The sequence below is a fragment of the Agrobacterium sp. 6Ca8 genome, assembly GCF_055382765.1.
Genome location: NZ_AP026435.1, coordinates 244996 through 269101, shown reverse-complemented (window position 1 = coordinate 269101; position 24106 = coordinate 244996). Strand labels below are relative to the sequence as shown.

Here is a 24106-nt window from a genome sequence, read left to right as displayed (position 1 = left end):
CCCGCCAGCAGCAAGGAGGCCCTGTCGCAATTTTCTTGGTTAACCGCGTGTTGACGATTACCGGAGAAATTTCCGCTCCCAATGTAGTGGAGCATAACAATGATTCTGAATGCCATTGCCGAGAAGCTGAAGCGCCAGTCGAAGGGTGATTTCAAAGGGCGGCATTTCGAGGCATGGCTGATCGTGCAGGCAGTCACGTGGTATCTGCGCTACCCGCTCAGCTACCGAGACCTTGAGGAGATGTTCCAAGAGCGCGGCTTCGAAGTAGACCACAGCACGATCAACCGCTGGGTCCTTGCCTATGCACGACTCATCGAGAAGCGGCTGCGCCAGTTTCGGCGCCCGCACAGTGGCTCGATCCGCATTGACGAAACCTACGTCAAGATCCGCGGCAAGTGGCGCTATCTATACCGCGCCATCGACAAGCACGGAAGCCCGATCGACTTCCTGCTCACCGCAAAACGCGACATCGACGCGGCCAAGCGCTTCTTCCGCAAAATGCTCAAGGACGAGCCACTCCTCTCGCCGACAAAGATCGGCACGGATGGCGCCAATACCTTCCCCTCGACGATCAAGACGGCCATCGACGATGGTCTGTTGCATCCAAATCCGGTCCACTATGTCACCAAGTACCTCCAGCAAGGCATTGAGAGCGATCACTTCCGAGTGAAGAAGAACATGCCGAAGATCGGCGGCTTCCAATCTTTCAGCACGGCGCGTCGAACAATTGCCGGTTTCGAAGCGATGCTCTGGCTGAGAAAGGGCTTCGGCTTCAGTGGCGATTGGACCGTCAACGATCAGAACGATCTGCTCGCGCGCCTCTTCGGACTTCAAAAGGTTAACAAAGCTTGAAGGTAGGCCCCGCTTTTGCGGTCATGCTGACATCACTGAAAGTTTGCAACAGGCCCTCTTCAACACTTGCCTAGGGCCGATCGTTTCTCCCTGTCAGCGCGAAAGGATACGCATGCATATAAAGGACGCCCACGCAAAGGGCGCGAATGGGTAGGAAATCGTTGCCGCCCGACCCTTTCGTCTCGTGAACGAAACAATGACTGTCTGCCGCGAAGATGCCTTCGGCCCCGTCACTTCGCGTTACGCCTACCGAACCGATCGCTTCCGCCATTGATTTGCCCTGCGCATTCAGCACGACAACCGGACGAAGATTCGTGCCAATGTCTTCTGCCTTGTCATTTCAATGTCCTTGTGCTCATAAGTCAAACTTCAAGAAGCGACACCTCTATTGGCAGACCACCAGGACAAACCTACCCCGGTGACCCGCACTTCACAGAATTACCACCCGAAATCACATGGATAGAGACTGGGAATGCCGACTCTTTTTCCCATGCTCCAAAAGCACGCCCTCCATCTGATACCCTTTGTCTGCCCGTTGACAGTGCCTTGGTCACTCAGGCGGCATCACTCCATGGTTTTTCCGCAACCGCGATATCTTCCAAACAAAATCGATTTAGCAAAGTTTTGAGTGCACCCGCTTCCGTTGCCAAACCATGGCTGGCAGCAGTTTGCTCTTCCACCATGGCTGCATTCTGCTGTGTGTTCTGATCCATCGTGTTGATTGCAGTATTGATCTCGTTAAGACCCGTCGATTGCTCGCGGGTGGCTGTCACTATCGCACGGACATGGGTGTTAATTTCTTGCACCTGGGTGACTATAGTCTCCAATGCACGACCAGTTTGGCCGACAAGTGCCACGCCGGACTGAACCTGAGTGCCAGACGTATTTATTAGCGTCTTGATTTCTCGTGCCGCATTTGCAGAACGCTGGGCAAGTTCACGCACTTCCTGTGCCACCACCGCAAAACCTTTACCTGCTTCACCAGCGCGCGCCGCTTCCACACCGGCATTGAGCGCCAGCAGGTTGGTCTGGAAAGCGATATCGTCAATCACACCAATGATGTTCTCGATTTCGCTTGACGATTTCTCGATCCCTTCCATGGCGTTTACAGCCTGGCGGACCACGTTGCCCGAATTTTCGGCATTGCCACGGGCGCGGTCCACCAGCCTGCCGACCTCCTCGGCTCGCTGTGCGGAATCACGCACGGTGATGGTGATCTGTTCAAGTGCCGCTGCTGTTTCCTCCACAGAGGCCGCTTGCTGTTCGGTGCGGTGGGCAAGATCGTCTGCGGCATTGCGAATTTCATTGGCCCCTGAATCGATTGCCTTGGCATTTTCGCCTACCGCGACCAGCGTGCGGTTGAGGTTGGCAATAGAGTCGTTGAAGTCGGTGCGGAGGCGGTCAAGATGGTCAACGAATGGTGTGACAATGCGGTGCTGGAGGTTGCCGTGCGAAAGTTGCATCAATCCCTCAGCAAGAGCATCAACTGCATGCTGCGTGGTGGTAGCATCACGGGCGGCTGTCGCCTCTCGCTCCCAGCGTTCCTGCTCCGAAAGCGAACGGGTATGTTCCGCAGCACCCTCAAGACGGAGACGTTCCTGTGCATTGGTGCGGAATACCGCCACTGCAGCAGCCATTGAGCCGATCTGATCGGTACGCTGCTCACCGGGGATGGCCACATCGAGCTTGCCCAGAGCCAGCTCTTCCATCGCAGCAGTCATCTGGGTGACTGGATTGATGACCAGACGACCAAGAAGAAACGTCAGGAAGGCAATCATTGCTGCCACGGCCAGCACGGTCGCAAGTGTAGCGGCAACACGGAAATGGTTGATAGACGCATAGGCCGTGTCGGCATCGACAACAAAGCCGATATACCATTCGACGCTCGGCAGGCCGCTGACTGGCACAAAACTTACCAGCGCACGTTTTCCTACCATTTCGGTAACGATCACATCTTGCGAGACAACCGGTTCCTCAAATGGCAGCATGCTGCTCATTGGTTTGTTTGCAAGTGCCGCATCTGGGTGAATAAGGATCTGGCCGCTTTTGTTGACAAGAAAAGCAAAGCTCCCATCACCGACATTGATGGAGTTGATGATTTCAATCAGTGTGGTCAGAGTAACATCTGTTGCGGCCATGCCAGCCAGCTTGCCATCGCGTTTGACAGGAACGGCAACGCTGACAACCAGATCGCCGGTCGCGGCGTCGATGTAAGGCTCCGTCAGCACGGTCGTGTCGGCTTTTGCCGTGGTCTGGTACCATGGACGCTTGCGCGGATCATAGCCGTCGGGCATCGGGGTTACGGGCCAGTTGGTAAAGCGGCCATTTTCATCGCCGAAAGCAGTCGATCTGAATTCCTTCAGAAGCCTGTCATTGAACAGCGCGGCCTCCATGGCGGCCTGATCGGGTGCCTTGGCGATTGCTGCAGCCACAAATTCTGTGAGAATGACGCGGCCGTTCAGCCAGTTGGCGATGCTGTGGGCAGCCTGCTTGCCAGAGGACTGGATATTGCTCTCCACTGCGCGCGTTGTTGCGCTGTATTGCAAACTATCAATGTAGATAGAGAAACCGGCAAAAGCCGCCACAACGACAAGCGAGGCGGCAACCAATATGCGTGTCATTAGATTTGATTTACGAGACATGGAAAGCCCTTCAGATGCGCGGCAGCGAGTAAAGCAGCGCCCGGTCATTGCCGGTAAGATAACGGGACATGCCCTCAGGGGCGTCGTAATCCACACGCATCATGCGGCTTCTGCATAGTCACTTCTAAAACAGGCGGTATTATCAAAGGCAGTGAGAGACGCGCTTAATGAAAGCGCGCCGGAGAAAATCTTGAAGAAAGTATGTTCGAAGGCTTGCCGGATATCTCGCCCACCAAGACCTGTGCCGTGGACGGCCCGAGTGTGAAGCCGTGATGACCATGGCCAAAGTTGCACCAGATGCCGTCTGTGCCATGCAACTTGCCAATGACGGGCAACATGTCAGGCATGCAGGGTCTCCAGCCCGCCCAGGGTTCATGTTCGACCGGGCTTCCCAGATCCAGCACTTCACGTGCCGACTTCTCACCCCGTTCCAATTGCTTCGAGGTTTTGGGTGCATTCGGAAAACGCGCAATTTCCGCACCCGTTGTCAGCCGCAGGCCCTGCCTCATGGGGCAATACAGAACCGCCGCTGCCACATCGAAAAGCGGACGGGTGGGGAGAGAAGGAGCATCATAATGACGGTGATAACCGCGCTTGTATATCATCGGGAAGACATGCCCGAAGCGGCGCAACAAGTTTGGCGACCAGCTTCCGAGAGCTACCACAACCTGCTCGCCGCTCGCCATACCGCCATCGTTCAACGTCACCTGCCAGCCTGCCCCCGATGAGACGAGCGTTGTGGCATCTCCCTGTACGAGGCTACCGCCCCGGCTCTGAAAGAGATCGGCATAAGCCCGCACCAACGCCGCAGGGTCGACGCAACTGCGGCTTGCACGCCAATGAATAGCTCCGGCGAAATCCCGTTGCAGCACGGGTTCTTCTTTCCGCAAGTCTGCGTTGTCGAGGATTGTGGTCTGTATTCCATACTCGCTCGTTAAACGCTCTGCGTTCCGTGCGTCCTTGTCGAACGCTGACGCACCCCGATGCATCTGGATGTATCCTGTGCGTCTGATGAGCGCCTCGGCTCCGGACGCCTGGATGAGTTGATCGTGGGTTATGCCGGAGGGTTCGATGATGGTGCGGTAGACAGATGAAATCTCCCGATGCCGACGAGGTGCCGAGTTCAGAAAATACCCTGCCAGCGAACCGGCAGCAGCGGGAAGAGCAGCCAACTGGTAGTTTACGGAGTTATCCAGCCCGAAGGCCAGACGGATCAGGCTCAAGGGATCGCGTGGAAAGCCGTAAGGTTCTGTGGCTTCAACCTGGATAATTCCTGCGTTCCCGTAGCTGGCCTCACTTGCTGAGAGATTACGGTCTACAACTGTGACGTGATGCCCGCATTCCTGCAAAGCCAACGCGGTCGTCACGCCAACTATGCCCGCGCCGAGAACGATAAAGTCAGTCATGTGCGATCACAATTCCTGCGCCTGGGCGATAACCGTAATTTCGATCAGTGCATCAAGCACCAGATCAGTGACGATCGTGGTTCTTGTCGGTAGTTCACCTTCTGCGAAAAATGTCCGGTATGCCTGGTTGAAGCCTGCAAAATCATGTTTGTGAACCAGATAGCAGGCGCAAGAAACGATATCCCGGCGCGATAGGCCAATGTTGGCAAGCGTGGTTTCTATCCGGTTCAGGGTGGTCTCTGTTTGCTGGACAATATCGCCGCCGATCTGGCCTGACGCGTCAAAGCCAAGCTCTCCCGACAGATAGACCGTATTGCCGACACGGCGGAGCGGCGAAAATGGCAGTGTTGATGTTGTCATTCTGATTTGTCTTTCTTGTCTATGTCTTCACGAAATCTGCCGTTGCGGTGACTTCGAACCGCGTTCAGATGTCATTACGTTCATGATAGCTGTGAAGGAACGCTTCCAGACGAGGGTCCGAAGGGTTTCTGAAAATCTCGGACGGACTTCCGGTGGCAACCATTTTTCCTGAGACCATGAAGGCCACCTGATCGGCGACATGCGAGGCGAAACCCATTTCATGGGTGACGACAACCATGGTCATACCTTCCGCTGCAAGTGTCTTCATCACCTGCAGAACTTCACCGATGAGTTCAGGGTCAAGCGCGGATGTAGGCTCATCAAACAGCATCAGCCGAGGCTGGATTGCAATGGCGCGTGCGATTGCCACCCGCTGCTGCTGTCCGCCCGACAGGCGGCTCGGATAGTTCTCACCTTTGTCTGAGAGACCGACCTTGGTCAGGGCCTCCATGGCCTTTTCCTTCGCCTCGCGAGCGGACAGGCCACGCACTTGCACAAGCGGTTCCGCAACATTCTGCAGCGCCGTCATGTGGGGCCACAGATTGAATTGCTGGAAGACCATTCCGATCTTGCGGCGCATTTCGCGCAGTCTCGCAGTGGACATTTTAGGACCACCGGGGCTGTCATAGCCTATCAGTTCGCCATCGATACGCACTTCACCGGAGTCATATTGCTCCAGAAAATTGATACAGCGGAGCAACGTGGATTTGCCCGATCCGGATGGACCGATAAGGCAGGTCACCTTGCCGGGCGGAACATGAAGCGAGACTTCATGCAGCGCCCTAAAGGTGCCGAAGCTTTTTGAGACCTTCAAAAGGTTAGCAGAAGACATGGACATAAGGGTTCTCACTTAATCAGATAATGGGTGACACGGTTTTCGAGCATCCGTCCGAAACGCGATATGGCCTCAACGAAAATCCAGAAAAAGAGAGCCAGTGCGAGGTTCGCTTCAACGAAAGCGAAAGTCTCTGCTGACATGGTCTGCACCTGGTACAGGAGTTCCGGCACGGTAACGACCGACAGGATGACGGTTTCCTTTGTGAGGATAATCGCAAAGTTGGTCAAAGCCGGTAGTGTCGAAACCAGCAGGATCGGGATCATGATGCGGCGAATGATGCTTGCTTCCGAAAAACTCATCGCCCTGGCGGCCTCGATCTGTCCATGAGGGACCGACTGAAAACCGGCACGGAATATTTCTGCGAAATATGGGCTTCCATAGATGATCAGGCCAACGAGACCTGCTTCAAGACTTCCCAGCCGCAAGCCCAAATGGGGACCACCATAATATAGCAAAAAGAGCTGTACGAGAAACGGTGTACCTCGAATAACCTCGATATAGGTCTGCAAGAGTGCCCGAACAAAGCCGTTCGAGTAGCGTTGTATGATGGCGATCGTGAACCCTACAACTGCGCCGCCGACTGTGCCTATTGCCCAACACAGGATCGTCATTCCGAAACCAGACAAGAGCGCCGGACCGTATTCAATGAAGAGGTTGATATCCATCAGATCGCGCTCCTTTTTTCAAGAAAACGCCCAAGCAGCGCGAGGGAGAGATTGATAAAGAGATAGACCGCAGCGGCCGAACTGAAGATTTCAAGCGGACGATAGGTTGCGGAAGACAAGGCCTGGCTCGTTCGGGTCAACTCTGTGATGCCGACAAGCGAAACCAGGGACGAGGCTTTCACCAGCAAGATCAGTTCATTGATGAGTGCTGGGAGGGAAATCCTAAACGCCTGCGGTAGAATGATCCGTGTCCAGATCCGCGTTGGCGCAAACCCGAGCGTGACCGCCGCTTCGCGCTGTCCCGGCGGAATCGCGTTGATCGCACCACGCAGGTATTCTGCGACATAGGCTGACGAACATAAACCGACCGTGCCGACGGCAGCCACCATCGCTGGAACGTTTAAACCGATTACCGGGAGCATATAGTAGAATAGAAGAAGCTGAACGAGCAGCGGTACGCCGCGGAAGAAGCTCGTGTAGATAGCGCTCGCCGTACGGATACTACGGATCGGCGATATTCTGGCCGCACAGAGCACAGCGCCAAGAACAAGCCCGATGGCCACTCCAAGGATTGAAACCAGAAGTGTCAGCCGCGCAGCCCAGAGCAACTGGGGTAGATTGTCAATGATGACCTTAAATGAGAACATTGTCGCCTCCCGACTGACGGGCAGCTATAAAGCTGCCCGTGACGAAGTCTCTATTACTTGACGTCCGGAAAAGTCTTCGGCAGCTCGATGACCTGTCCGAACCACTTCTTTTGAATCTCGCCAAGTCGTCCGTCGTCCTGCAGCTTGATCAGAATGGCGTTGATTTCCGTGACCAGAGTGGCGCTCTTTTCTCCCTTGCGTGCTGCCCAGGCGTAGTAGGATTTTTCACCGAACGGTGGGCTGACGGTTGAGAAAAGTTCTGGACGCTTGGAGGCGGCGTAAGCACCAAGCGGCGCGCCGTTGGCAACAGCATCAATCCGCCCTGCGGCGAGATCGGCATAGGCATCTTCGGTAGAGGCATATTCCTTAACCGTCACATCTTTGAGCTTGGCTGCAAACGCCTTCAACTCGCCAAGTTCTGCCGAGCCCTTCTGCGCAGCAATCGTCTTGCCTGTGATGTCTTCAGGCTTTTTGATCGTATCATCGCCAGTGCGCTTGACCAGCCCAACGGTCGCGTCGGAAATCGGAAGAGTAAAGGTATAGCGCTCCATACGCTCATGCGTGATCGTGACCGGAGCATTCGTCATGTCGAATTTGCCAGCTTCCAGGCCTGGAAGCACAGCCGTCCATGGAAGGTCCTGGTATTCAGGCTTAACACCCAGTTCTGAAGTTACGAGATCCGCCAGATCGCGGCAGAAGCCTTCGTACTTGCCATTCACAAGCATATCGAAAGGTGGGTAAAGCATTTCGGTTGCGAAATGGATTTTACCGCTCGCCTTGATGTCGGCGAGTTGGTCGGCATGCGCGGATGAAAAACCGATGGCGACCCCGGCAAGGCAGATTGCCGCAGTTTTCACGAATGTTGAAATGCCCATTATGGCGCTCCCTATTGTTGTGAGGGCACTGATGCATCACTTCGCGCGCCCTTATTCGCGAAATGGTCTTTCTCAAAAAAATCACTTTCCTTTTCCCAGAATGATTTTTTTGTTCACTGGCCAATTGATATTATGTATATACCTATTATTCTGTCAATGATGTATTTCTGACTTCGCAATTTTCCTCGGTACCCGGCAGGGGCGACCGCTTGAATGGCGAAGCCAGATGTTGTGGCAGGCAAAACTCCTGCTTGGCATGGGAGTGCATCGGAATGAACAACCGGAACGTCATCTTGTGGAAGGTCCAGACATGTCACTAATCGAGGAAAATGCCCTCAAGTCCCGCCCGGAAGTCGCGGCACTTCCTGCATACAATGCCGGAATAACGGCATCTGTCGCCAGGCGGGTCAGCGGGCGGCAGGATGTTGCAGCACTTGCAAGCAATGAGAATCCATACGGTGTTTCACCTGCCGTCACGGCAGCGCTTAGTGGCATAGACCCTTCCCGCTACAGTGATTCAGCCGCATCGACATTGCGCCATGCCCTGTCAGATAAGCTGGGCGTCGGTATTGAGCGGATCACCTGCGGCAACGGGTCCGAGGAACTGATCGCAGCACTCTCCCGAGCCTATCTGCAAAAGGGTGATGTCGTCCTGACCGTATCCCCCAGCTTCGGGCTTCATGAGATAGAGCCTATGGCAGCGGGTGCACGGGTCGTAAAAGTGCCTATGACGGATAAGCTTGAATTCAATATCGACGCTCTGGAAGAGCAGCTCGCCCGGCGACCGAAGATCGTCTTTATCTCTTCTCCCTCCAATCCTGTCGGTGTAGCCCTTGCACTGCCAGAACTTGAACGACTTCTAGACGCAACGTTGCCCGGAACCCTTTTCGTTCTGGACGAGGCTTACTTCGAACTCATCGATTCCGACTATCCCGATGGTCTGAAGGTGCTGAAAAACCGCACGGGCCTTTCCTGGGTCGTGCTGCGCACCTTCTCCAAGGCCTATGGTCTGGCCGGTCTGCGTGTGGGGTATGGTGTTGCCTCGGATGCCGGCATTGCCCGCGCCATGCGCTCGACACTCACGCCATTTAACGTCAACTCCGTTGCACAGGCGGCGGCGACTGCTGCCTTGCAGGATGAAGAGTGGATGCAAAATGTCACAGCAAGAATCAAGGCCGATAGGGTCATTCTCACAGAACGCTTGCGTAAAATGGGCGTTCGCGTCGTTCCATCCCAGACCAATTTCCTGTTTCTCGATCTGGGAAAAGACGCCGCAACCGTGGCGAAAGCCTTGCTTCAGAAGGGAATCATCGTCAAACCCTGGATGGAGGCGAATTACACCAACTTCCTGAGAGTCAGTATTGGGACGGCAAAAGACAATGACAGATTTGCTCAGGAACTCGAACTGCTCCTCACACTTACATAGTCACAACGGATGACAGTGTCGAAGAAGGATTCTATCTTGAAAAAACGTCCCCTTGGTCGCGCTGCGGCCATCGGGCTCACCCGGGAGCGCATCGTGGAGGAGGCCATCGCCCTCATCGATGATGAGGGCCTAACGGGCTTCTCCGTCCGTGCGCTGGCGCGCCGCCTGCAAGTTTATCCAACCGCTCTATATTGGCATGTCGGTGGCGCGAAGGCGGATCTTTTCGCTGAAATTTCCGGCTCACTGATCGCAACTCTGGTCATGCCGAACGAAATTTCGGACGACTGGCGTGAAACGATCAGGATACTGTTCAGGCGCTTTCGCGCGCGCATTCATGAGCACCCACGGGCAGCACCTCTATTGGGACCGCATATCCGCTCCAATGGAGCACCAAACGCTCCGTGGGTTGAGGTCATCCTGCACGCACTGACCAAAGCAGGTTTTGACGGACAGGGTCTGATCAACGCGTTCAACGCTATAGTCGGCGCGCTTGAAGGTTACGTCACCATCGAGCTCGCCGCAGACAGTGCAGTTCCGGGCTCGGAGTGGGTTACAGCCTTTGACAAGGGGCTGGAAGACCTCGACCGGAAGGAATTTCCGCTTGTTACGCAGCACCTGCCGCAGATGTACAACCGGGCATTCGTCATGCGCTGGCAAAATGGCGAAGCCGCCCCTCTCGATGATGGATATGACTTTTTGCTCGAAACCCTCATTCTGGGGCTTGAGGCACAAGTCATGAATAACCGGGAATAGCGGCCACGCATCCGGAGTCTGTGAGGTTCATAAAGAACCAGGCAGGCTCTGGCTTCTCGCGCTCAGACCGGGGTGATGCGGATCAGGAAGGAATCCACCGGCATATCGGAGGTGATCGTCATGGTGCCATCCAGTATGGCACAATCGAGCGCGCCAAGTTCCTCTGCATGACCTCCATGGTCGATCCGCAGATGGCCGAGAACGAGAAGCAGCGTGACACCACCATCGGCATAAAGATCATGCTGGCCCTCGAATGTCCGCCGCTCCACCTTATGCGTCCATTGTCCGCGACGGGTCATGATGTTGAGATCGGTGATGGTGCCCGCTACAAGGCGAGCGGATGTTGCAGCATCGGCGGGAAAGGCCAGTGGCTCCGATGCCCGGGTTAACACGACAGGCTGGCGCCCGGCAATATCGAGTTCCATACCTTCGCCTTCAAGGATCGACAGGGTGCGATCTATCCCGGAAAATACAGAGAAAGGCCCGTCGCTTGCGACCGTTGCCATGCTGACGCGCCAGCCAAATTCAGACAGATCGGCATCCGGTGGAAAAACTGCGATCTCTGTCGTCTCACCGCCACCATTCTTCCATGGCATGCGTCGATGGTCATTGTTGCGCAGTATCTTCATGGTAGCGGCCCAAATGTTTTGACACGGTCGGCCGGGCTTCAAACCATAGCTCGAAGCCCGGGTTTTTGTTTACTTACCGAGAATGCCGGGCAGTCGCAGGCCCTGCTCTTTTGCGCATTCCACGGCGATTTCGTAACCGGCATCGGCATGGCGCATGACGCCGGTTGCCGGGTCGTTCCACAGCACGCGCTCTATGCGGCGGGCCGCGTCATCGGTGCCGTCGCAGCAGATGACCATGCCGGAATGCTGGGAAAAGCCCATGCCGACACCGCCGCCGTGGTGCAGGGAAACCCATGTCGCGCCGGATGCGGTATTGAGCAGCGCGTTCAGCAGCGGCCAGTCGGATACGGCATCCGAACCGTCCTGCATGGCTTCGGTCTCGCGGTTCGGCGAGGCGACGGAGCCGCTGTCGAGGTGGTCGCGGCCGATGACGATCGGAGCGCTGAGCTCGCCGTTCTTGACCATTTCGTTGAAAGCAAGACCGAGACGATGGCGATCACCAAGGCCAACCCAGCAGATACGCGCCGGCAGGCCCTGGAAGGCGATGCGCTCGGCGGCCATATCAAGCCAATTGTGCAGGTGCTTGTTGTCGGGCAGCAGTTCCTTCACCTTTGCGTCGGTCTTGCGGATGTCTTCCGGATCACCCGATAGTGCCGCCCAGCGGAACGGGCCGACGCCGCGGCAAAACAGCGGGCGGATATAGGCCGGAACGAAGCCCGGGAAGGCGAAAGCGTTTTCCAGCCCTTCTTCTTTTGCCACCTGGCGGATGTTGTTGCCGTAGTCGAAAGTCGGAATGCCCATGTCCTGGAAGGCAATCATCGCTTCGACATGTTCGCGCATCGAGGCACGGGCAGCTTTTTCGACGGCTTTCGGATCGCTCTCGCGCTTTTCCTTCCACTTGGCCATCGTCCAGCCCTTCGGCAGATAGCCGTTGATCGGGTCGTGCGCCGAGGTCTGGTCGGTTACCATGTCTGGACGGATGCCGCGGCGGACCATTTCCGGAAGGATTTCAGCGGTGTTGCCGAGCAGGCCGACGGACTTTGCCTCGCCGGCGGCGGTCCAGCGCTCAATCATCTCCATCGCCTCATCAAGAGTTTCGGCGCGGGCATCGACGTAGCGGGTGCGCAGACGGAAATCGATCGAATCGGGATTGCATTCAATGGCAAGGCAGCAGGCACCGGCCATCACGGCGGCAAGTGGCTGGGCGCCGCCCATGCCGCCAAGGCCGCCGGTCAGAACCCATTTGCCTGTGAGATCGCCGTTATAGTGCTGGCGACCGGCCTCCACGAAGGTTTCGTAGGTGCCCTGCACGATGCCCTGGCTGCCGATATAGATCCACGAACCGGCGGTCATCTGGCCATACATTGCCAGACCCTTCTTATCCAGTTCGTTGAAATGGTCCCAGGTTGCCCAGTGTGGCACGAGGTTGGAATTGGCGATCAGCACGCGTGGTGCATCCTTGTGGGTGCGGAACACGCCGACAGGCTTGCCGGACTGCACCATCAAGGTTTCGTCTTCGTTGAGGTCGCGCAGCGTTTCGACGATCTTGTCGAAATCCGCCCATGTGCGGGCAGCGCGGCCAATGCCGCCGTAGACCACCAGCTCATGCGGGTTTTCTGCGACCTCCGGATCGAGATTGTTCATCAGCATCCGAAGCGGTGCTTCGGTCATCCAGGATTTTGCGGTCAGTTCTGTCCCGCGAGCGGCGCGGACGTCGCGGATATTGTGACGAGGATTGCTCATTTTGTTCCCTTTTTCGTATTTGCCAATGTCAGCGCTGCTGTTTCGATGCGCGTGAGAATGTCTTTGAGGTGAATGCGAAGCTGTTCCGCCTTGCTTTCGTCATACGCGAAGGGCGGTGTCTCAGTGATCAGATGGGTGGCTTGCGCCAGTTCCATCTGGATTGCATGAACTCTGGTTTCGGGCTGACCATAATGCAGCGTCGTCCAGCCGCCCTTGAAGCGGCCGTTCAGAATGCTGGTATATCCCTGTGCATTCGAAACGACATCGATAGTTGCATCCTGAATTGTGAGGTCGCAGGTTTTGCCCGAATCTGTGCCAATGTTGAAATCGGGCAATGTGCCTTCGAACAGGAACGGGATGCCCGACCGGATCGAATGGCAATCATAGAGCACCGCAACGCCGTGGATTGCCTTCACCCGCTCGATCTCGGCAGCAAGTGCTGCGTGATAAGGCGCATGGAACCCGGCCAGGCGGGATGCGATGTCCGTTTCGGTCGGCTCCTCGCCATCCTTCCAGATTGCGACGCCATCGAAATCCGTATCAGGCACAAGCCCGGTCGTATTCTGACCGGGATAGAGACTGTTCCCGGCGGGGTCACGATTGGCATCGATGACATAGCGATGGAATGTGGCGCGCACCGTCGTCACATCCGGCAAAAGGCCATCGTAGAGATGATGGATATGCCAGTCGGTGTCGGCGAGACCCCGTCCGTTGTCGTTCAGCCGCTCCCATATCGCGGGCGGAACATCCGTACCGGTGTGGGGAAAGCCAAGAATAACGGGGGAACTACCCCGTCTGACTTCAAAGACGCTCACCTCACGCCTCCAGAACCGGAAGAATACCGCCGGAAACCGCAGCGTTCAGAGCACCGGTCGCAACAAGCTCGCTTGCTGCTTTGAGGTCGGTTGCCATGTAGCGGTCGACGTCCAGTGTCGGTACGACCTTACGGATCGCTGCGATGGCATTAGTCAGTTCCGGGCTGGTGGCGAGGGGGCTGCGGAAATCGATGCCCTGGGCAGCAGTCAGCGCCTCGATGCCGATGATCGCAAACAGGTTGTCGGTCATCTGCAGCAGACGACGCGCACCGTGGCAGGCCATGGAAACGTGGTCTTCCTGGTTGGCCGAGGTCGGAGTAGAGTCAACCGAGGCCGGATGCGACATCTGCTTGTTTTCCGACATCAGCGCTGCCGATGTCACTTCGGCGATCATGAGACCGGAGTTGAGGCCTGGTGTTTTGGCAAGGAATGCCGGCAGGCCGTAGGAGAGCGCCGGATCGACCAGCAACGCGATGCGCCGCTGAGCAATGGCACCGATTTCGCAGATGGCAAGCGCGATCTGGTCCGCCGCAAAAGCCACAGGCTCGGCATGGAAGTTGCCGCCGGAAACCACCGAGTTATCAGACAAAACCAGCGGATTGTCTGTCACCGCATTGGCTTCGATTTCGAGTGTACGGGCCACAGAGCGCAGGAGATCGAGGCATGCGCCGTCAACCTGCGGCTGGCAGCGGATGCAATAAGGGTCCTGAACCCGCTCGTCGCCTTCGATATGGCTGACACGGATTTCGGATCCTTCCAGCAGGTTGCGCAGTGCAGCCCCCGCATCGATCTGGCCCTTGTGGCCGCGCAATGTGTGAATATCGGGATGGAAGGGAGCCGAAGAACCCATAGCGGCATCGGTGGAAAGCGCACCGGTAACAAGCGCCGATTGTGCAGCACGATGAGCGCGGAACAGGCCAGCCAATGCGAGAGCTGTGGAGACCTGCGTACCGTTGATCAGTGCGAGGCCTTCCTTGGCTGCCAGCACGACCGGCTTGAGGCCAGCGCGTTCAAGGGCTGTACGTCCGTCAAGCTGTTCGCCGTTGAAGAAGGCTTCACCTTCGCCCATCATCACCGCTGCCATATGAGCCAGTGGCGCGAGGTCGCCCGAAGCACCAACGGAACCTTTTTCAGGGATAACCGGGATGACACCCTTTTCGAGCATGCTTTCAATCAGCCGGATGAGTTCGAGCCGCGTGCCCGATGCGCCACGACCGAGCGAAACAAGCTTCAGCGCCATGATCAGGCGAACGATGTTCTCGGCAAGCGGCTGGCCCACGCCACAGCAGTGCGAGAGGATAAGGTTACGCTGAAGGATGGCCACATCGGCGGCGTCAATCTTGATGCTCGCCAGTTTACCGAAGCCGGTATTGATGCCATAGACGGGCGCGTTTCCGGCGGCGATCTCGGCGATACGGGCCGCGGCCTTTTCGATGCCCTTGTCGAACGAGGGATCAAGCCGGGCCGGTTCTCCGGTCCAGTAAATTGTCTCAAGGGTCGAAAGCGGGACAGAGCCCGGCTGAAGAATTAGCGTCATTTTGAAGTCCTCACCAATACACGGGATCTAGACCGTGTGCCTCAAATTCAGTGTCCGTTGCGTATGCGCGCATGCAGCGGGTTAAAGCCCATGCGGTAGACGAGTTCTGCCGGTCGCCCGATATTCCAGATGGCGAAGTCGGCCCGTTTTCCGGCCTCCAGCGTCCCCACTTCATCGACCAGACCCAATGCACGCGCCGCTTCCCGCGTCACGCCGGCAATACATTCGTTCACCGTCATGCCGAACAGGGTCGCCGCCATGTTCATGGTCAGCAGCAGCGAGGTCAGCGGTGAGGTGCCAGGATTGCTGTCGGTGGCAATTGCCATGGCAACGCCCGCCGTGCGGAACAGATCGACCGGCGGCTTCTTCGTTTCGCGAATGAAATAGAAAGCACCAGGCAGAATGACGGCAACTGTACCGCTCCTTGTCATCGCCTCTGCGCCTGCTTCGTCGGTATATTCCAGATGATCCGCCGACAGTGCGCCATATTCTGCCGCAAGCGCTGCGCCATGCAGATTGGAAAGCTGGTCGGCATGCAGCTTGACCGGCAGACCGTGGGCTTTTGCAGCCTCAAACACCAGCCGCATCTCATCAGTCGAAAAAGCAATACCTTCACAGAAACCGTCAACCGCATCGGCCAAGCCTTCCGCCGCTATGGCGGGCATCATCTCGTTGATGACTTTTTCGATGTAACCTGCCTTGTCGCTCTTGAATTCAGGCGGCAAAGCGTGAGCGCCTAGGAAGGTCGTTCGGACGGTAACGTCGCGCTCTTCACTCAATCGTCGCGCGGCGCGCAAGGCCTTAGCTTCGTTTTCAAGGTCAAGCCCATAGCCGGATTTGACTTCTACAGTGGTCACACCCTCAGCGATCAGCGCATCCAGCCGTGGCAGCGTCTGCGCTACCAGTTCGTCTTCGCTGGCTTCGCGCAGTGAGCGGACGGAAGAGACGATGCCGCCTCCCGCGCGGGCAACCTCTTCATAGGTAGCACCGGCAAGGCGCATTTCAAACTCGTTGGCACGATTCCCGGCATAGACCAGATGCGTGTGGCAATCGATCAGACCAGGTGTGATCCAGCGTCCGCCGCAATCGATAATTTCCGCAGCGTTATCAATCGGGAAAGGCAGATATTCTTCAGCGCCGACATAGAGAATGCAACCGTCCCGAACGGCAATGACACCGTTTTCGATGAGGCCAAGCCCCGGCAAAGAAGGGTTTAGCGTTGCAAGCCGGGCGTTTCGCCACAGGCAATCACAGTCGCTTGATGGCTGGCTGTTCGGTGCCGAATTTATGGAAGACATCGTTTTCTGGCCTTTCCTTTTCGTGCCGTTATGTATAGACATAAAGAAAATGAGCGCAAGTGTTTTTTTAAGAGAAGCAGTCAGGAAGGGATGAGGTCATGACCAGCATTCATGTTAAATCGGCTCTGACGCCAGCGGGATGGCAGAAGAATGTGCGGCTGAAGATTGAGGATGGCCGCATCGTTTCCGTCGAGGCGAGCACTGCGGCGCAGCCGAGTGACGAGCGACATGATATCCTCGTGCCGGGTATGCCGAACCTGCACAGCCACGCATTCCAGCGCGGCATGGCAGGCCTTGCAGAAACCCGTGGTCCCGGTGCCGACAGCTTCTGGAGCTGGCGCAATGTGATGTACCGTTTTGCGCTATCGATGACGCCAGATCATGCCGAAGCCGTTGCCAGCCAGCTCTATATGGAAATGCTGGAAGCAGGTTTTTCGCGTGTTGGCGAATTCCATTATCTGCACCACGATATTGATGGCCGCCCTTACGCCCACATTTCTGAAATGGCTCAGCGGATTGCGGCGGCAGCATCCCATACGGGGATCGGCCTGACGCTGCTTCCGGTTTTCTATGCCCATTCGACTTTCGGCGGTGCGGCACCCAATGAAGGCCAGCGCCGGTTTATCAACACTGTAGAGAGCTTCGAGCGGCTGCTTGATGGCTGCCGTTCTGCGGTCAAAACTTTGCCGGATGGCCGTGTCGGCGTTGCTCCGCACAGTCTGCGAGCAGTCACACCGGACGAGCTTGCTGCGGTCGTTGCGATGACCAAAGACGGGCCTATCCATATTCACGTGGCCGAACAGGTCAAGGAAGTCGAGGATTGCATCGCCTGGTCCGGCGCGCGCCCAGTTGAATGGCTGCTCGACAATGCCGGGCTTGATGGCCGCTGGTGCCTGATCCATGCAACCCATATGACCGACAATGAAACCCAGCGCATGGCTGAAAGTAAAGCGATCGCCGGCCTCTGCCCGATCACCGAAGCCAATCTTGGTGATGGCACGTTCAACGCGGTGGTGTTTGGCGAAGCAGGTGGCAAGTTCGGCATCGGTTCGGATTCCAACGTTCTGATCGGTTTGCCTGACGAGTTGCGTCAGCTGGAATATTCGCAACGCCTGGAGCATCGCTCCCGCAACGTTATGGCGGCACCCGGTCAGTCGACAGGACGTGCGCTGTTTGACGGTGCGATCGAGGGCGGTTCGATTTCCATGGCGATCGAAACCGGTATCGCCGCCGGTAAACCTGCCGATTTTGTCAGCCTGCGCGCACCGGACGGCGATCTCACCGACGATGCGGCTCTGGATTCCTGGCTGTTTGCCAATGGCACGAAGCCTGACAGCGTCTGGGTAGCGGGCCGCAAACAGGTCGAAGGCGGCAGGCATCACAAGCGCGACGAGATATCAGCCCGGTTCCGCAGTGTGATGCATGAGCTTCTTGCGTGAGCCGCTCAACTTCAGGCACTACATTTTTTACCGACAAAAGTTGCTGAATAATGTCTAAAGACTGAAGCGATTCGTAGAGGTGGTCATGTGGTGAAAATGCAGGATGATGATGCGGTCGTTGATGTAGCGCTTGCCGAGAGCGCCGGCGACATGTCGCTGCATCAGCGTATCCTCGGCGATATAGAGCAACGCATTTTATCCGGAGAATGGCCACCCGGTTTTCGCATTCCGTTCGAAGTTGATCTGGCCGAGCAATATAAGTGCTCACGCATGACTGTGAACAAGGCTTTGACGCAGCTGGCAAAAACCGGATTTATCGAACGTCGGCGCAAGTCAGGCAGCTACGTCACACATCCACGGGCGCAATCCGCGGTGCTGGAGATCCGCGACATCAAGCTTGAAGTCGAGTCCCTCGGTTTTCCCTATCGTTACAAACTGGCGACGCGGACCAGGCGTCGGAGTTCAGCCGAGGACCGGCTGCGCCTTGGCCTTGAGGTTGCAGCACCTGTGCTCGATATTCAATGTACGCATTTTGCCGGTCACAGACCATTTTGCGTCGAGCACCGTCTCATCAACCTGGCCGCGGTCCCTGATGTTGCAGCCGAGACATTTGAACAGGAAGCGCCCGGTCAATGGCTGCTGAACAGGGTTCCCTGGAGCGCGGCCGAGCATACGATACGGGCAGTTTCCGCTGACGAAGGCATTGCATTGGCTTTGGGCGTTGCGATTGGAACTGCATGCCTTACAGTGGAGCGGCGGACATCAAGCAATGGCGCCTACATAACGCATGTTCGCTTTATCTACCCCGGCGAGCGGCATGCGCTTGTTGCAAACTTCATGCCCTCACAGCCGAAATGAGAGTCCACCGACAGCGACGCGTCCAGGCGCAGGCTTATTCTTACGCCTTCGCCGGAGATTCTCTGCTTATACCGAATGTACGATCGAGAATGGAGGCAAGGCGCCGAAGACAACCAATATACCCTGGGACTCTGAAATCGGCCCGCTGGCTGAAGATTCTTCCCCGACTCTATGATTTCTGCCGTCCTGATTGAATGCGTATTTCCACACCATTAAAAGCGAGCCAGTTGCCTAAAAAAAACACACGAAATCACCAAGATTGTTTTACGCATTATTTGTATAGACATAATGACCATTGCCTTTTTATAGAGTGGCATCCTCTGACGTACCTTCAGACTCCAAACTACCCATGTGCTCGAAACGGCGCTGATCACAGTACCGCACCACACTGTGGTTCGAACACTGGAAGAATATCTTGACCTATCGTGTAAGTCGCCGTTCCTTCGTTGCGCTTGCTGCGACCTCTTTGATGAGTGCTGCCTGCACCCAGACACCAAAGCCAAAAATCGAGACGGCGTAGTTCTGTCGGAAGGCAAATCCGAAAAGTCTGTACTGCCTGAAATTCCGCAACCAACTGAAAACAAACCGGACTATGCAAAAATCTACGCGGACGTAGAAGATGGTGGGCATTTCGTTCCTGCGATACCATATCATAAAATAGCCCCCAGTTTCTTCGTCAGGAAGTGGCTTTTGAAACCGTTGAACCGGTACACTCGGTTATCGTCGATACCGAAAAAAGATTCCTTTACTGGATTCTTTCCGACGGCAAAGGCATTCGCTGTGGCGTAGGCGATGGAACCCAGGGCAGGACTTGGAAAGGTCGGGCGGTCATACATTACAAGCGAAAGTGGCCTCGTTGGATTCCAACCGAAGGAATACTCGCGCGTTCGCCGAAGATGAAGATCTATGGAGTGGAAAGTGGGGGATGCCACCTGGCATTCGTAACCCCATGGACGACCGCGCTATGTACATATTCCAAGATAGAAAAGATACGTTTATCGTATCCACCGAAATCCTCAGTGGGAATCGATTGGCAAGAATGCGTCAGCGGGTTGCGTCCGCATGTTGATACAAGATTCGTTCAATTTGTATGATCGTATCAAAGGCCACACGCCCCTTCTTGTTATGAGAAATAGCGGTACCTCCGTACCTTGCTGCTACGCTTAAGTTGAGCTTAATAGTGCGATGTTGAGCTCTTTTTGAGGATCGTTGCGATGGCTACCAGCCTTCTTGTGACAGCGACGATAACGGGATTGTGGGGCTTACCACGCTCCTTCAGTCGTAGAGCATCTGGTTGCAATAAAGGGTTGTGATAGGCGGCCGGGAGTGCGGCCTGGTACAAGGCGCAGCGCTCTCCCGCGACCGTACGCTTGCTTCGCATCATTAGGTTGTCGTAGCGCGCAGGCGCAAGTCTTGTCATAGCGGCGACTTCAGCCGATATCATTTTGCCTAAGTCCTGTGCCAAAATGACTATCCTCATGGAAGCGAGCGTTGTAGTTCCACCGATCCAGAAATGCGTTTGATTATGAAAGTATCAATTCCCCTAGAAGCTTTTCCCGAATTAGGAACGGTCGAAAACCCTGCCGTGCTGTATGACGGGAACGACGCATTCGTTCGCTATGAAGCCTCGTTGCGTGCAGGAGGCGGCAATGTGGTGCTTAAATTTGGAGAAGTTATCGATTTCAGAATAACGCCGATAAACGTTGATGGCCTGAAAGAGTGCCGGTATGCGGTCCACCCATGGAGTTTCAACGAGATTGTTGGCGGCGAAGAGACCTCCAAATGGAAGGCTCTGAACCCTAGACTCTGGCTTATATCTTTCAATGACGTAATGATCGAAGTTCTGTTTGAAACGATTTCTCTCATCCACCGCGACATGGAAGGTGGGCCACAATACAAAACGTTGATTAGTGCCCTACCTGATTGAAGTGCACAGGGATTCTCAAATCGGTGACCTTGAAATGACCCGTTGAAAGAGGGCCGTCAGCTTGACTGATGGCCTACGTTCAACCCCTGTCGACTTTACAACGATCAGGGTGACTTAACGTGATAGCTATCAAGGCGATTTCTGCAGCCCGGTTTGAAACCTCCCACGCGGACTGGACAAAGTCAGTACCATCCAAAAATGCTGCTGGCGGAGCAGTATCGTTAGGTGTAGATCGAGGCAAAAGACTAGGGAAAACGCCAAGTCTAACATCGAGCACCGTCTGGCCACCTATGGCACCCTTGCACCGGGTCGCGCGAACCACCATCAGCTGGATGGCCTGATTGGCACGTGGTCGAAAGGCACCGTGTATGGGCGCTTGCTGGAAAATGGCTGGGGCGCGGCGATGGGCTTTCCCGGCATGGTGTTGGACAGCGACGGCTCCGCTATCGAGGTACACCTGTTCGAAAGCGCGGATTTGCCTGCCCATTGGGCTCGCCTTGACCATTTCGAGGGTCCCGGATATTGCCGAAGCGAAGTTGTGGTTGAAACCGACAACGGCACCGTTATGGCGTATCTTTATCTGTTGGCTCAGTGACTTAAGACACCGAAGCCGTGTCAATGAGATGATATGCCGCTGACAAAGATTGCGATCTGCAACTGAACGAGAAGCGCCGTTGGGCCCTCCTCGACATATTATTTGTCAAAGCGGTGCAGTCTCAATTCTCGCAGGCGGCAAGTACCAGATCGCTGAGACGCGACAATCTTTCGAAGTGCACCAGTCCTTCCATGAAGCCTGATGACAGGAACACAAATGTCAGGTCTCGGGCAGGATCGACCATCCACATGGTCGACGCACCGCCGACAGCACAAAAAGCACGAGACGATGCGGTGAGCCCCATGGGCGTGAGGAAATGTCCCTCGCCACGGGCATATCCACCAAGAAGCGAGAAGTTGGCTCGCTGAGGCTCGCGTCCTTCGGCTTCCACAATGAACTCGGTCGCGCCGTTCAGCATATCGCCGGTGTGGTTACGTGTGTTTCGGCGTGGAATATTGACCCCTCTGGCGGGGTGACCGGCGTCCAATTTTGACCCCCCACCTGTTTCGTCTGACCATCCGTCTTTTGCTGGCGGATGGAGGGGGAGTTGAAGCGAGTGGATACGATTGCGCGTGTTCGTCGAGCCTTCCATGTGCAGGGCTGGTCGGTGAAGAGGATCGTCCGGGAGCTGCATGTTTCCCGCAATACGGTGCGGAAGATACTGCGATCCGATGAGACCGACTTTTCCTACGAGCGCGAACGGCAGCCGCTTCCGAAGACCGGGGCCTGGAAGGCTGAGATTGAGCGCTTCCTGGCCGCGAACGAAGGCAAGCCATCTCGCGAGCGACTGACGCTGATCCGGATTTACGAAGAGCTTCGGGCGTTGGGTTACGACGGCAGCTACGATGCAATCCGGCGCTATGCGAAGGGATGGTCGAAGGATCGAGGGGCCGTGACGGCCGAAGCCTACGTGCCGCTCTACTATGCGCCCGGCGAGGCTTATCAGTTCGACTGGAGCCATGAGATCGTCCTGATCCAGGGCGTGACGACAACGGTGAAGGTTGCCCATGTCCGGCTTTGCCACAGCCGGATGATGTTCGCGCGGGCCTATATGCGTGAGAGCCAGGAGATGGTCTTCGACGCCCACGACAAGGCCTTCGACTTCTTCCGTGGCACCTGCACGCGCGGCATCTACGACAACATGAAGACGGCCGTGGAGGCCGTCTTTATCGGCAAGGAACGGCTCTACAATCGCCGTTTCCTGCAGATGTGCAGCCATTATCTCGTCCACCCGGTGGCCTGCACGCCAGCATCCGGCTGGGAGAAAGGACAGGTCGAGAACCAGGTCGGCCTTGTGCGCGAGCGGTTCTTCACGCCGCGTCTCAGGGTCAAAAGCCTGGAGGAACTCAATGTCTGGCTGCTCGACAAATGCGTTGCCTATGCCAAGGCCCATAGCCATCCCGAACAGACGGCGCAGACGATCTGGCAGATGTTCGAGGCCGAACGCAGCAGCCTCGTGCGCTACGTCGGCCCGTTCGACGGTTTCCACAGCGTTCCGGCCTCGGTGTCGAAGACCTGCACCGTCCGCTTCGACAACAACAAATACTCGGTCCTGTCGACTGCCGTCGGCCGCCCAGTCGAGGTTCATGCCTATGCTGATCGGATCGTCATCAAACAGGATGGGGTGACGGTCGCTGAACACCAGCGTAGCTTCGGCCGTGGCGATACCGTCTATGATCCCTGGCACTATGTCCCTGTCCTTGCTCGCAAACCCGGTGCCTTGCGCAACGGTGCTCCCTTCCGCGAATGGGTTTTGCCAGCCGCGATGGAGAAGGTGCGCAAGCGGTTGAAGAGTGCTGACGACGGTGATCGACAGATGGTCACCATACTCGGATGCGTTCCCGCCGATGGTCTCGCAGCCGTTGAGGCTGCCTGCCAGGAAGCGCTCGATCACGGCGTCTGCTCCGCCTCGGTGATCATCAACATTCTGGCGCGAAGCCGCGATCCGGCTCCCGCTGCAACCCTGCAAATCCCGGATGCGCTTCGGCTTGCCCATGAGCCGGTCGCCGACTGCGCCCGTTACGACAGGCTCAGGAGGGTAAGTTGATGGAACGCACACAGGTTCTCGAACTGATGGGCACGCTGAAGCTCTACGGAATGCGCAGCGCTTATGACGAGGTCATGGGAAACGGCATCAAACGGCAGCACGAACCGCCGCGCATCGTCGGTGATCTCCTGCAGTCGGAGATCGCCGAGAAACAGGCCAGGTCTATCCGCTACCAGCTCAGCATCGCCAAATTGCCTTTGGCAAAAGACATCGACGACTTCGACTTCGCCGACACGCCCGTCAATGAACCCCTGGTGCGAGAACTGGCCACCGGCACCTTCGTCGCCGACCAGCGCAATGTCGTTCTCGTCGGCGGCACAGGAACAGGCAAGAGCCATCTGGCTATCGCGATTGCCCGTGCGCTCATCCGCAACGGCACACGTGGACGCTTCTTCAACGTCGTCGATCTGGTCAATCGCCTGGAAACGGAAACGCGCAACGGCAAGCAAGGTCGGATGGCCGATTACCTCACGCGCCTCGACTTCATCATCCTCGACGAACTCGGCTATCTACCGTTCGCACAGGCCGGGGGTCAGCTCCTGTTCCACCTGATCAGCAGGCTCTACGAGCGCACCTCGGTCATCGTCACGACCAACCTTGCCTTCGGCGAATGGCCGTCGGTGTTTGGTGATGCCAAGATGACGACGGCCCTCCTCGATCGCCTGACCCATCACTGCGAGATCGTGGAAACCGGCAACGAGTCCTGGCGCTTCAAAAACCGCTCTCAAAGCTAAAGCCAAAGACACCCGTCACC

Annotated in this window: 23 protein-coding genes and 1 pseudogene; 11 read left to right on the top strand and 13 right to left on the bottom strand. The window is 56.4% G+C overall.

What is annotated here, in order from left to right:
* The first annotated feature begins 99 nt into the window (after window positions 1-99).
* Entirely contained in the window at window positions 100-852 is a 753-nt protein-coding gene (locus ACZ5A6_RS24925; protein WP_112403136.1) for an IS6 family transposase, read from the top strand.
* A 554-nt stretch (window positions 853-1406) separates the two neighbouring features.
* Here the strand turns inward: ACZ5A6_RS24925 and mcpU are convergent.
* The 7 genes from mcpU to ACZ5A6_RS24890 all read right to left on the bottom strand — a co-directional run bounded on the left by mcpU (window position 1407) and on the right by ACZ5A6_RS24890 (window position 8285).
* A complete protein-coding gene (mcpU, locus tag ACZ5A6_RS24920) occupies window positions 1407-3494 on the bottom strand; it encodes a methyl-accepting chemotaxis protein McpU (RefSeq protein WP_112403140.1) in 2088 nt (695 codons plus the stop codon).
* Window positions 3495-3658: 164 nt separating this feature from the next.
* A complete protein-coding gene (locus tag ACZ5A6_RS24915; protein WP_112403142.1) occupies window positions 3659-4900 on the bottom strand; it encodes an NAD(P)/FAD-dependent oxidoreductase in 1242 nt (413 codons plus the stop codon).
* Between the two features lie 6 nt (window positions 4901-4906).
* Window positions 4907-5260, bottom strand: a complete 354-nt coding sequence (locus ACZ5A6_RS24910; RefSeq protein ID WP_112403143.1) for a RidA family protein — start codon at window positions 5258-5260, stop codon at window positions 4907-4909.
* A 64-nt stretch (window positions 5261-5324) separates the two neighbouring features.
* The gene (locus ACZ5A6_RS24905) at window positions 5325-6098 is read right to left on the bottom strand and encodes an amino acid ABC transporter ATP-binding protein (protein ID WP_112403145.1); all 774 of its coding nucleotides are present in this window, start codon (window positions 6096-6098) and stop codon (window positions 5325-5327) included.
* Between the two features lie 8 nt (window positions 6099-6106).
* Entirely contained in the window at window positions 6107-6763 is a 657-nt protein-coding gene (locus ACZ5A6_RS24900; protein WP_112403147.1) for an amino acid ABC transporter permease, read from the bottom strand.
* Window positions 6763-7410 (bottom strand): amino acid ABC transporter permease, encoded by a 648-nt coding sequence (locus ACZ5A6_RS24895; protein WP_112403149.1) that lies wholly within the window; start codon window positions 7408-7410, stop codon window positions 6763-6765. Before ACZ5A6_RS24895 ends, ACZ5A6_RS24900 begins: the two co-directional genes overlap by 1 nt.
* A gap of 53 nt (window positions 7411-7463) precedes the next feature.
* Window positions 7464-8285, bottom strand: coding sequence for a transporter substrate-binding domain-containing protein (locus tag ACZ5A6_RS24890; protein ID WP_112403151.1), 822 nt, complete (start codon window positions 8283-8285; stop codon window positions 7464-7466).
* A gap of 310 nt (window positions 8286-8595) precedes the next feature.
* Here ACZ5A6_RS24890 and hisC point away from each other — a divergent pair, with 310 nt between their 5' ends.
* The gene (hisC, locus tag ACZ5A6_RS24885) at window positions 8596-9711 is read left to right on the top strand and encodes a histidinol-phosphate transaminase (protein ID WP_112403174.1); all 1116 of its coding nucleotides are present in this window, start codon (window positions 8596-8598) and stop codon (window positions 9709-9711) included.
* 15 nt (window positions 9712-9726) lie between these two features.
* Complete coding sequence (locus ACZ5A6_RS24880) at window positions 9727-10464, top strand: TetR/AcrR family transcriptional regulator C-terminal domain-containing protein (RefSeq protein ID WP_464111585.1); 738 nt, start codon at window positions 9727-9729, stop codon at window positions 10462-10464.
* A 62-nt stretch (window positions 10465-10526) separates the two neighbouring features.
* On the opposite strand, the gene ACZ5A6_RS24875 is transcribed toward ACZ5A6_RS24880, so the two are convergent.
* The 5 genes from ACZ5A6_RS24875 to hutI all read right to left on the bottom strand — a co-directional run bounded on the left by ACZ5A6_RS24875 (window position 10527) and on the right by hutI (window position 16486).
* Window positions 10527-11093 carry a HutD/Ves family protein gene (locus tag ACZ5A6_RS24875; protein WP_112403155.1) on the bottom strand — a complete coding sequence of 189 codons (567 nt, stop codon included), beginning with the start codon at window positions 11091-11093 and terminating at the stop codon, window positions 10527-10529.
* A 69-nt stretch (window positions 11094-11162) separates the two neighbouring features.
* Complete coding sequence (gene hutU / locus ACZ5A6_RS24870; protein ID WP_464111584.1) at window positions 11163-12836, bottom strand: urocanate hydratase; 1674 nt, start codon at window positions 12834-12836, stop codon at window positions 11163-11165.
* Entirely contained in the window at window positions 12833-13651 is an 819-nt protein-coding gene (gene hutG / locus ACZ5A6_RS24865) for an N-formylglutamate deformylase (RefSeq protein ID WP_112403022.1), read from the bottom strand. Before hutG ends, hutU begins: the two co-directional genes overlap by 4 nt.
* A 1-nt stretch (window position 13652) precedes the next feature.
* Window positions 13653-15188, bottom strand: a complete 1536-nt coding sequence (gene hutH, locus ACZ5A6_RS24860; protein ID WP_112403023.1) for a histidine ammonia-lyase — start codon at window positions 15186-15188, stop codon at window positions 13653-13655.
* Window positions 15189-15235: 47 nt separating this feature from the next.
* A complete protein-coding gene (gene hutI, locus ACZ5A6_RS24855; RefSeq protein ID WP_112403024.1) occupies window positions 15236-16486 on the bottom strand; it encodes an imidazolonepropionase in 1251 nt (416 codons plus the stop codon).
* 98 nt (window positions 16487-16584) lie between these two features.
* Here hutI and ACZ5A6_RS24850 point away from each other — a divergent pair, with 98 nt between their 5' ends.
* From ACZ5A6_RS24850 to ACZ5A6_RS24825, 6 genes are all read left to right on the top strand, one after another.
* A complete protein-coding gene (locus tag ACZ5A6_RS24850) occupies window positions 16585-17925 on the top strand; it encodes a formimidoylglutamate deiminase (RefSeq protein WP_112403025.1) in 1341 nt (446 codons plus the stop codon).
* Window positions 17926-18021: 96 nt separating this feature from the next.
* The gene (hutC, locus tag ACZ5A6_RS24845; RefSeq protein WP_162714248.1) at window positions 18022-18783 is read left to right on the top strand and encodes a histidine utilization repressor; all 762 of its coding nucleotides are present in this window, start codon (window positions 18022-18024) and stop codon (window positions 18781-18783) included.
* A gap of 683 nt (window positions 18784-19466) precedes the next feature.
* A complete protein-coding gene (locus ACZ5A6_RS24840; protein WP_464111583.1) occupies window positions 19467-19877 on the top strand; it encodes a L,D-transpeptidase family protein in 411 nt (136 codons plus the stop codon).
* Window positions 19813-19950 carry a L,D-transpeptidase gene (locus tag ACZ5A6_RS24835; RefSeq protein WP_464111603.1) on the top strand — a complete coding sequence of 46 codons (138 nt, stop codon included), beginning with the start codon at window positions 19813-19815 and terminating at the stop codon, window positions 19948-19950. The genes ACZ5A6_RS24840 and ACZ5A6_RS24835 overlap by 65 nt, the downstream gene beginning before the upstream one ends.
* Before the next feature lie 346 nt (window positions 19951-20296).
* Window positions 20297-20710, top strand: coding sequence for a hypothetical protein (locus ACZ5A6_RS24830; protein ID WP_464111582.1), 414 nt, complete (start codon window positions 20297-20299; stop codon window positions 20708-20710).
* A 172-nt stretch (window positions 20711-20882) separates the two neighbouring features.
* Window positions 20883-21305, top strand: a complete 423-nt coding sequence (locus tag ACZ5A6_RS24825; protein WP_464111602.1) for a gamma-glutamylcyclotransferase family protein — start codon at window positions 20883-20885, stop codon at window positions 21303-21305.
* A 121-nt stretch (window positions 21306-21426) separates the two neighbouring features.
* Here the strand turns inward: ACZ5A6_RS24825 and ACZ5A6_RS24820 are convergent, their stop codons facing one another.
* Window positions 21427-21792 carry a beta-lactamase family protein gene (locus tag ACZ5A6_RS24820; RefSeq protein WP_162714246.1) on the bottom strand — a complete coding sequence of 122 codons (366 nt, stop codon included), beginning with the start codon at window positions 21790-21792 and terminating at the stop codon, window positions 21427-21429.
* 60 nt (window positions 21793-21852) lie between these two features.
* Between ACZ5A6_RS24820 and istA the strand changes: the two are divergent.
* Together istA and istB are read left to right on the top strand one after the other, a co-directional pair.
* Window positions 21853-23419, top strand: a pseudogene (gene istA / locus ACZ5A6_RS24815) (IS21 family transposase).
* The gene (gene istB / locus ACZ5A6_RS24810; RefSeq protein ID WP_062610304.1) at window positions 23352-24086 is read left to right on the top strand and encodes an IS21-like element helper ATPase IstB; all 735 of its coding nucleotides are present in this window, start codon (window positions 23352-23354) and stop codon (window positions 24084-24086) included. Before istA ends, istB begins: the two are co-directional and overlap by 68 nt.
* The last annotated feature ends 20 nt before the right edge of the window (window positions 24087-24106 follow it).

Bases quoted from the DNA above. Each gene is read 5' to 3' on its own strand.
- ACZ5A6_RS24915 (WP_112403142.1), bottom strand. From the start codon at position 4,900: ATGACTGACTTTATCGTTCTCGGCGCGGGCATAGTTGGCGTGACGACC.
- ACZ5A6_RS24925 (WP_112403136.1), top strand. From the start codon at position 100: ATGATTCTGAATGCCATTGCCGAGAAGCTGAAGCGCCAGTCGAAGGGT.
- hutU (WP_464111584.1), bottom strand. From the start codon at position 12,836: ATGAGCAATCCTCGTCACAATATCCGCGACGTCCGCGCCGCTCGCGGG.
- hutC (WP_162714248.1), top strand. From the start codon at position 18,022: ATGCAGGATGATGATGCGGTCGTTGATGTAGCGCTTGCCGAGAGCGCC.
- hutI (WP_112403024.1), bottom strand. From the start codon at position 16,486: ATGTCTTCCATAAATTCGGCACCGAACAGCCAGCCATCAAGCGACTGT.
- hutH (WP_112403023.1), bottom strand. From the start codon at position 15,188: ATGACGCTAATTCTTCAGCCGGGCTCTGTCCCGCTTTCGACCCTTGAG.
- ACZ5A6_RS24850 (WP_112403025.1), top strand. From the start codon at position 16,585: ATGACCAGCATTCATGTTAAATCGGCTCTGACGCCAGCGGGATGGCAG.
- ACZ5A6_RS24830 (WP_464111582.1), top strand. From the start codon at position 20,297: ATGCGTTTGATTATGAAAGTATCAATTCCCCTAGAAGCTTTTCCCGAA.
- ACZ5A6_RS24890 (WP_112403151.1), bottom strand. From the start codon at position 8,285: ATGGGCATTTCAACATTCGTGAAAACTGCGGCAATCTGCCTTGCCGGG.
- istB (WP_062610304.1), top strand. From the start codon at position 23,352: ATGGAACGCACACAGGTTCTCGAACTGATGGGCACGCTGAAGCTCTAC.
- ACZ5A6_RS24900 (WP_112403147.1), bottom strand. From the start codon at position 6,763: ATGGATATCAACCTCTTCATTGAATACGGTCCGGCGCTCTTGTCTGGT.
- ACZ5A6_RS24905 (WP_112403145.1), bottom strand. From the start codon at position 6,098: ATGTCCATGTCTTCTGCTAACCTTTTGAAGGTCTCAAAAAGCTTCGGC.
- hisC (WP_112403174.1), top strand. From the start codon at position 8,596: ATGTCACTAATCGAGGAAAATGCCCTCAAGTCCCGCCCGGAAGTCGCG.
- mcpU (WP_112403140.1), bottom strand. From the start codon at position 3,494: ATGTCTCGTAAATCAAATCTAATGACACGCATATTGGTTGCCGCCTCG.
- ACZ5A6_RS24875 (WP_112403155.1), bottom strand. From the start codon at position 11,093: ATGAAGATACTGCGCAACAATGACCATCGACGCATGCCATGGAAGAAT.
- ACZ5A6_RS24895 (WP_112403149.1), bottom strand. From the start codon at position 7,410: ATGTTCTCATTTAAGGTCATCATTGACAATCTACCCCAGTTGCTCTGG.
- ACZ5A6_RS24910 (WP_112403143.1), bottom strand. From the start codon at position 5,260: ATGACAACATCAACACTGCCATTTTCGCCGCTCCGCCGTGTCGGCAAT.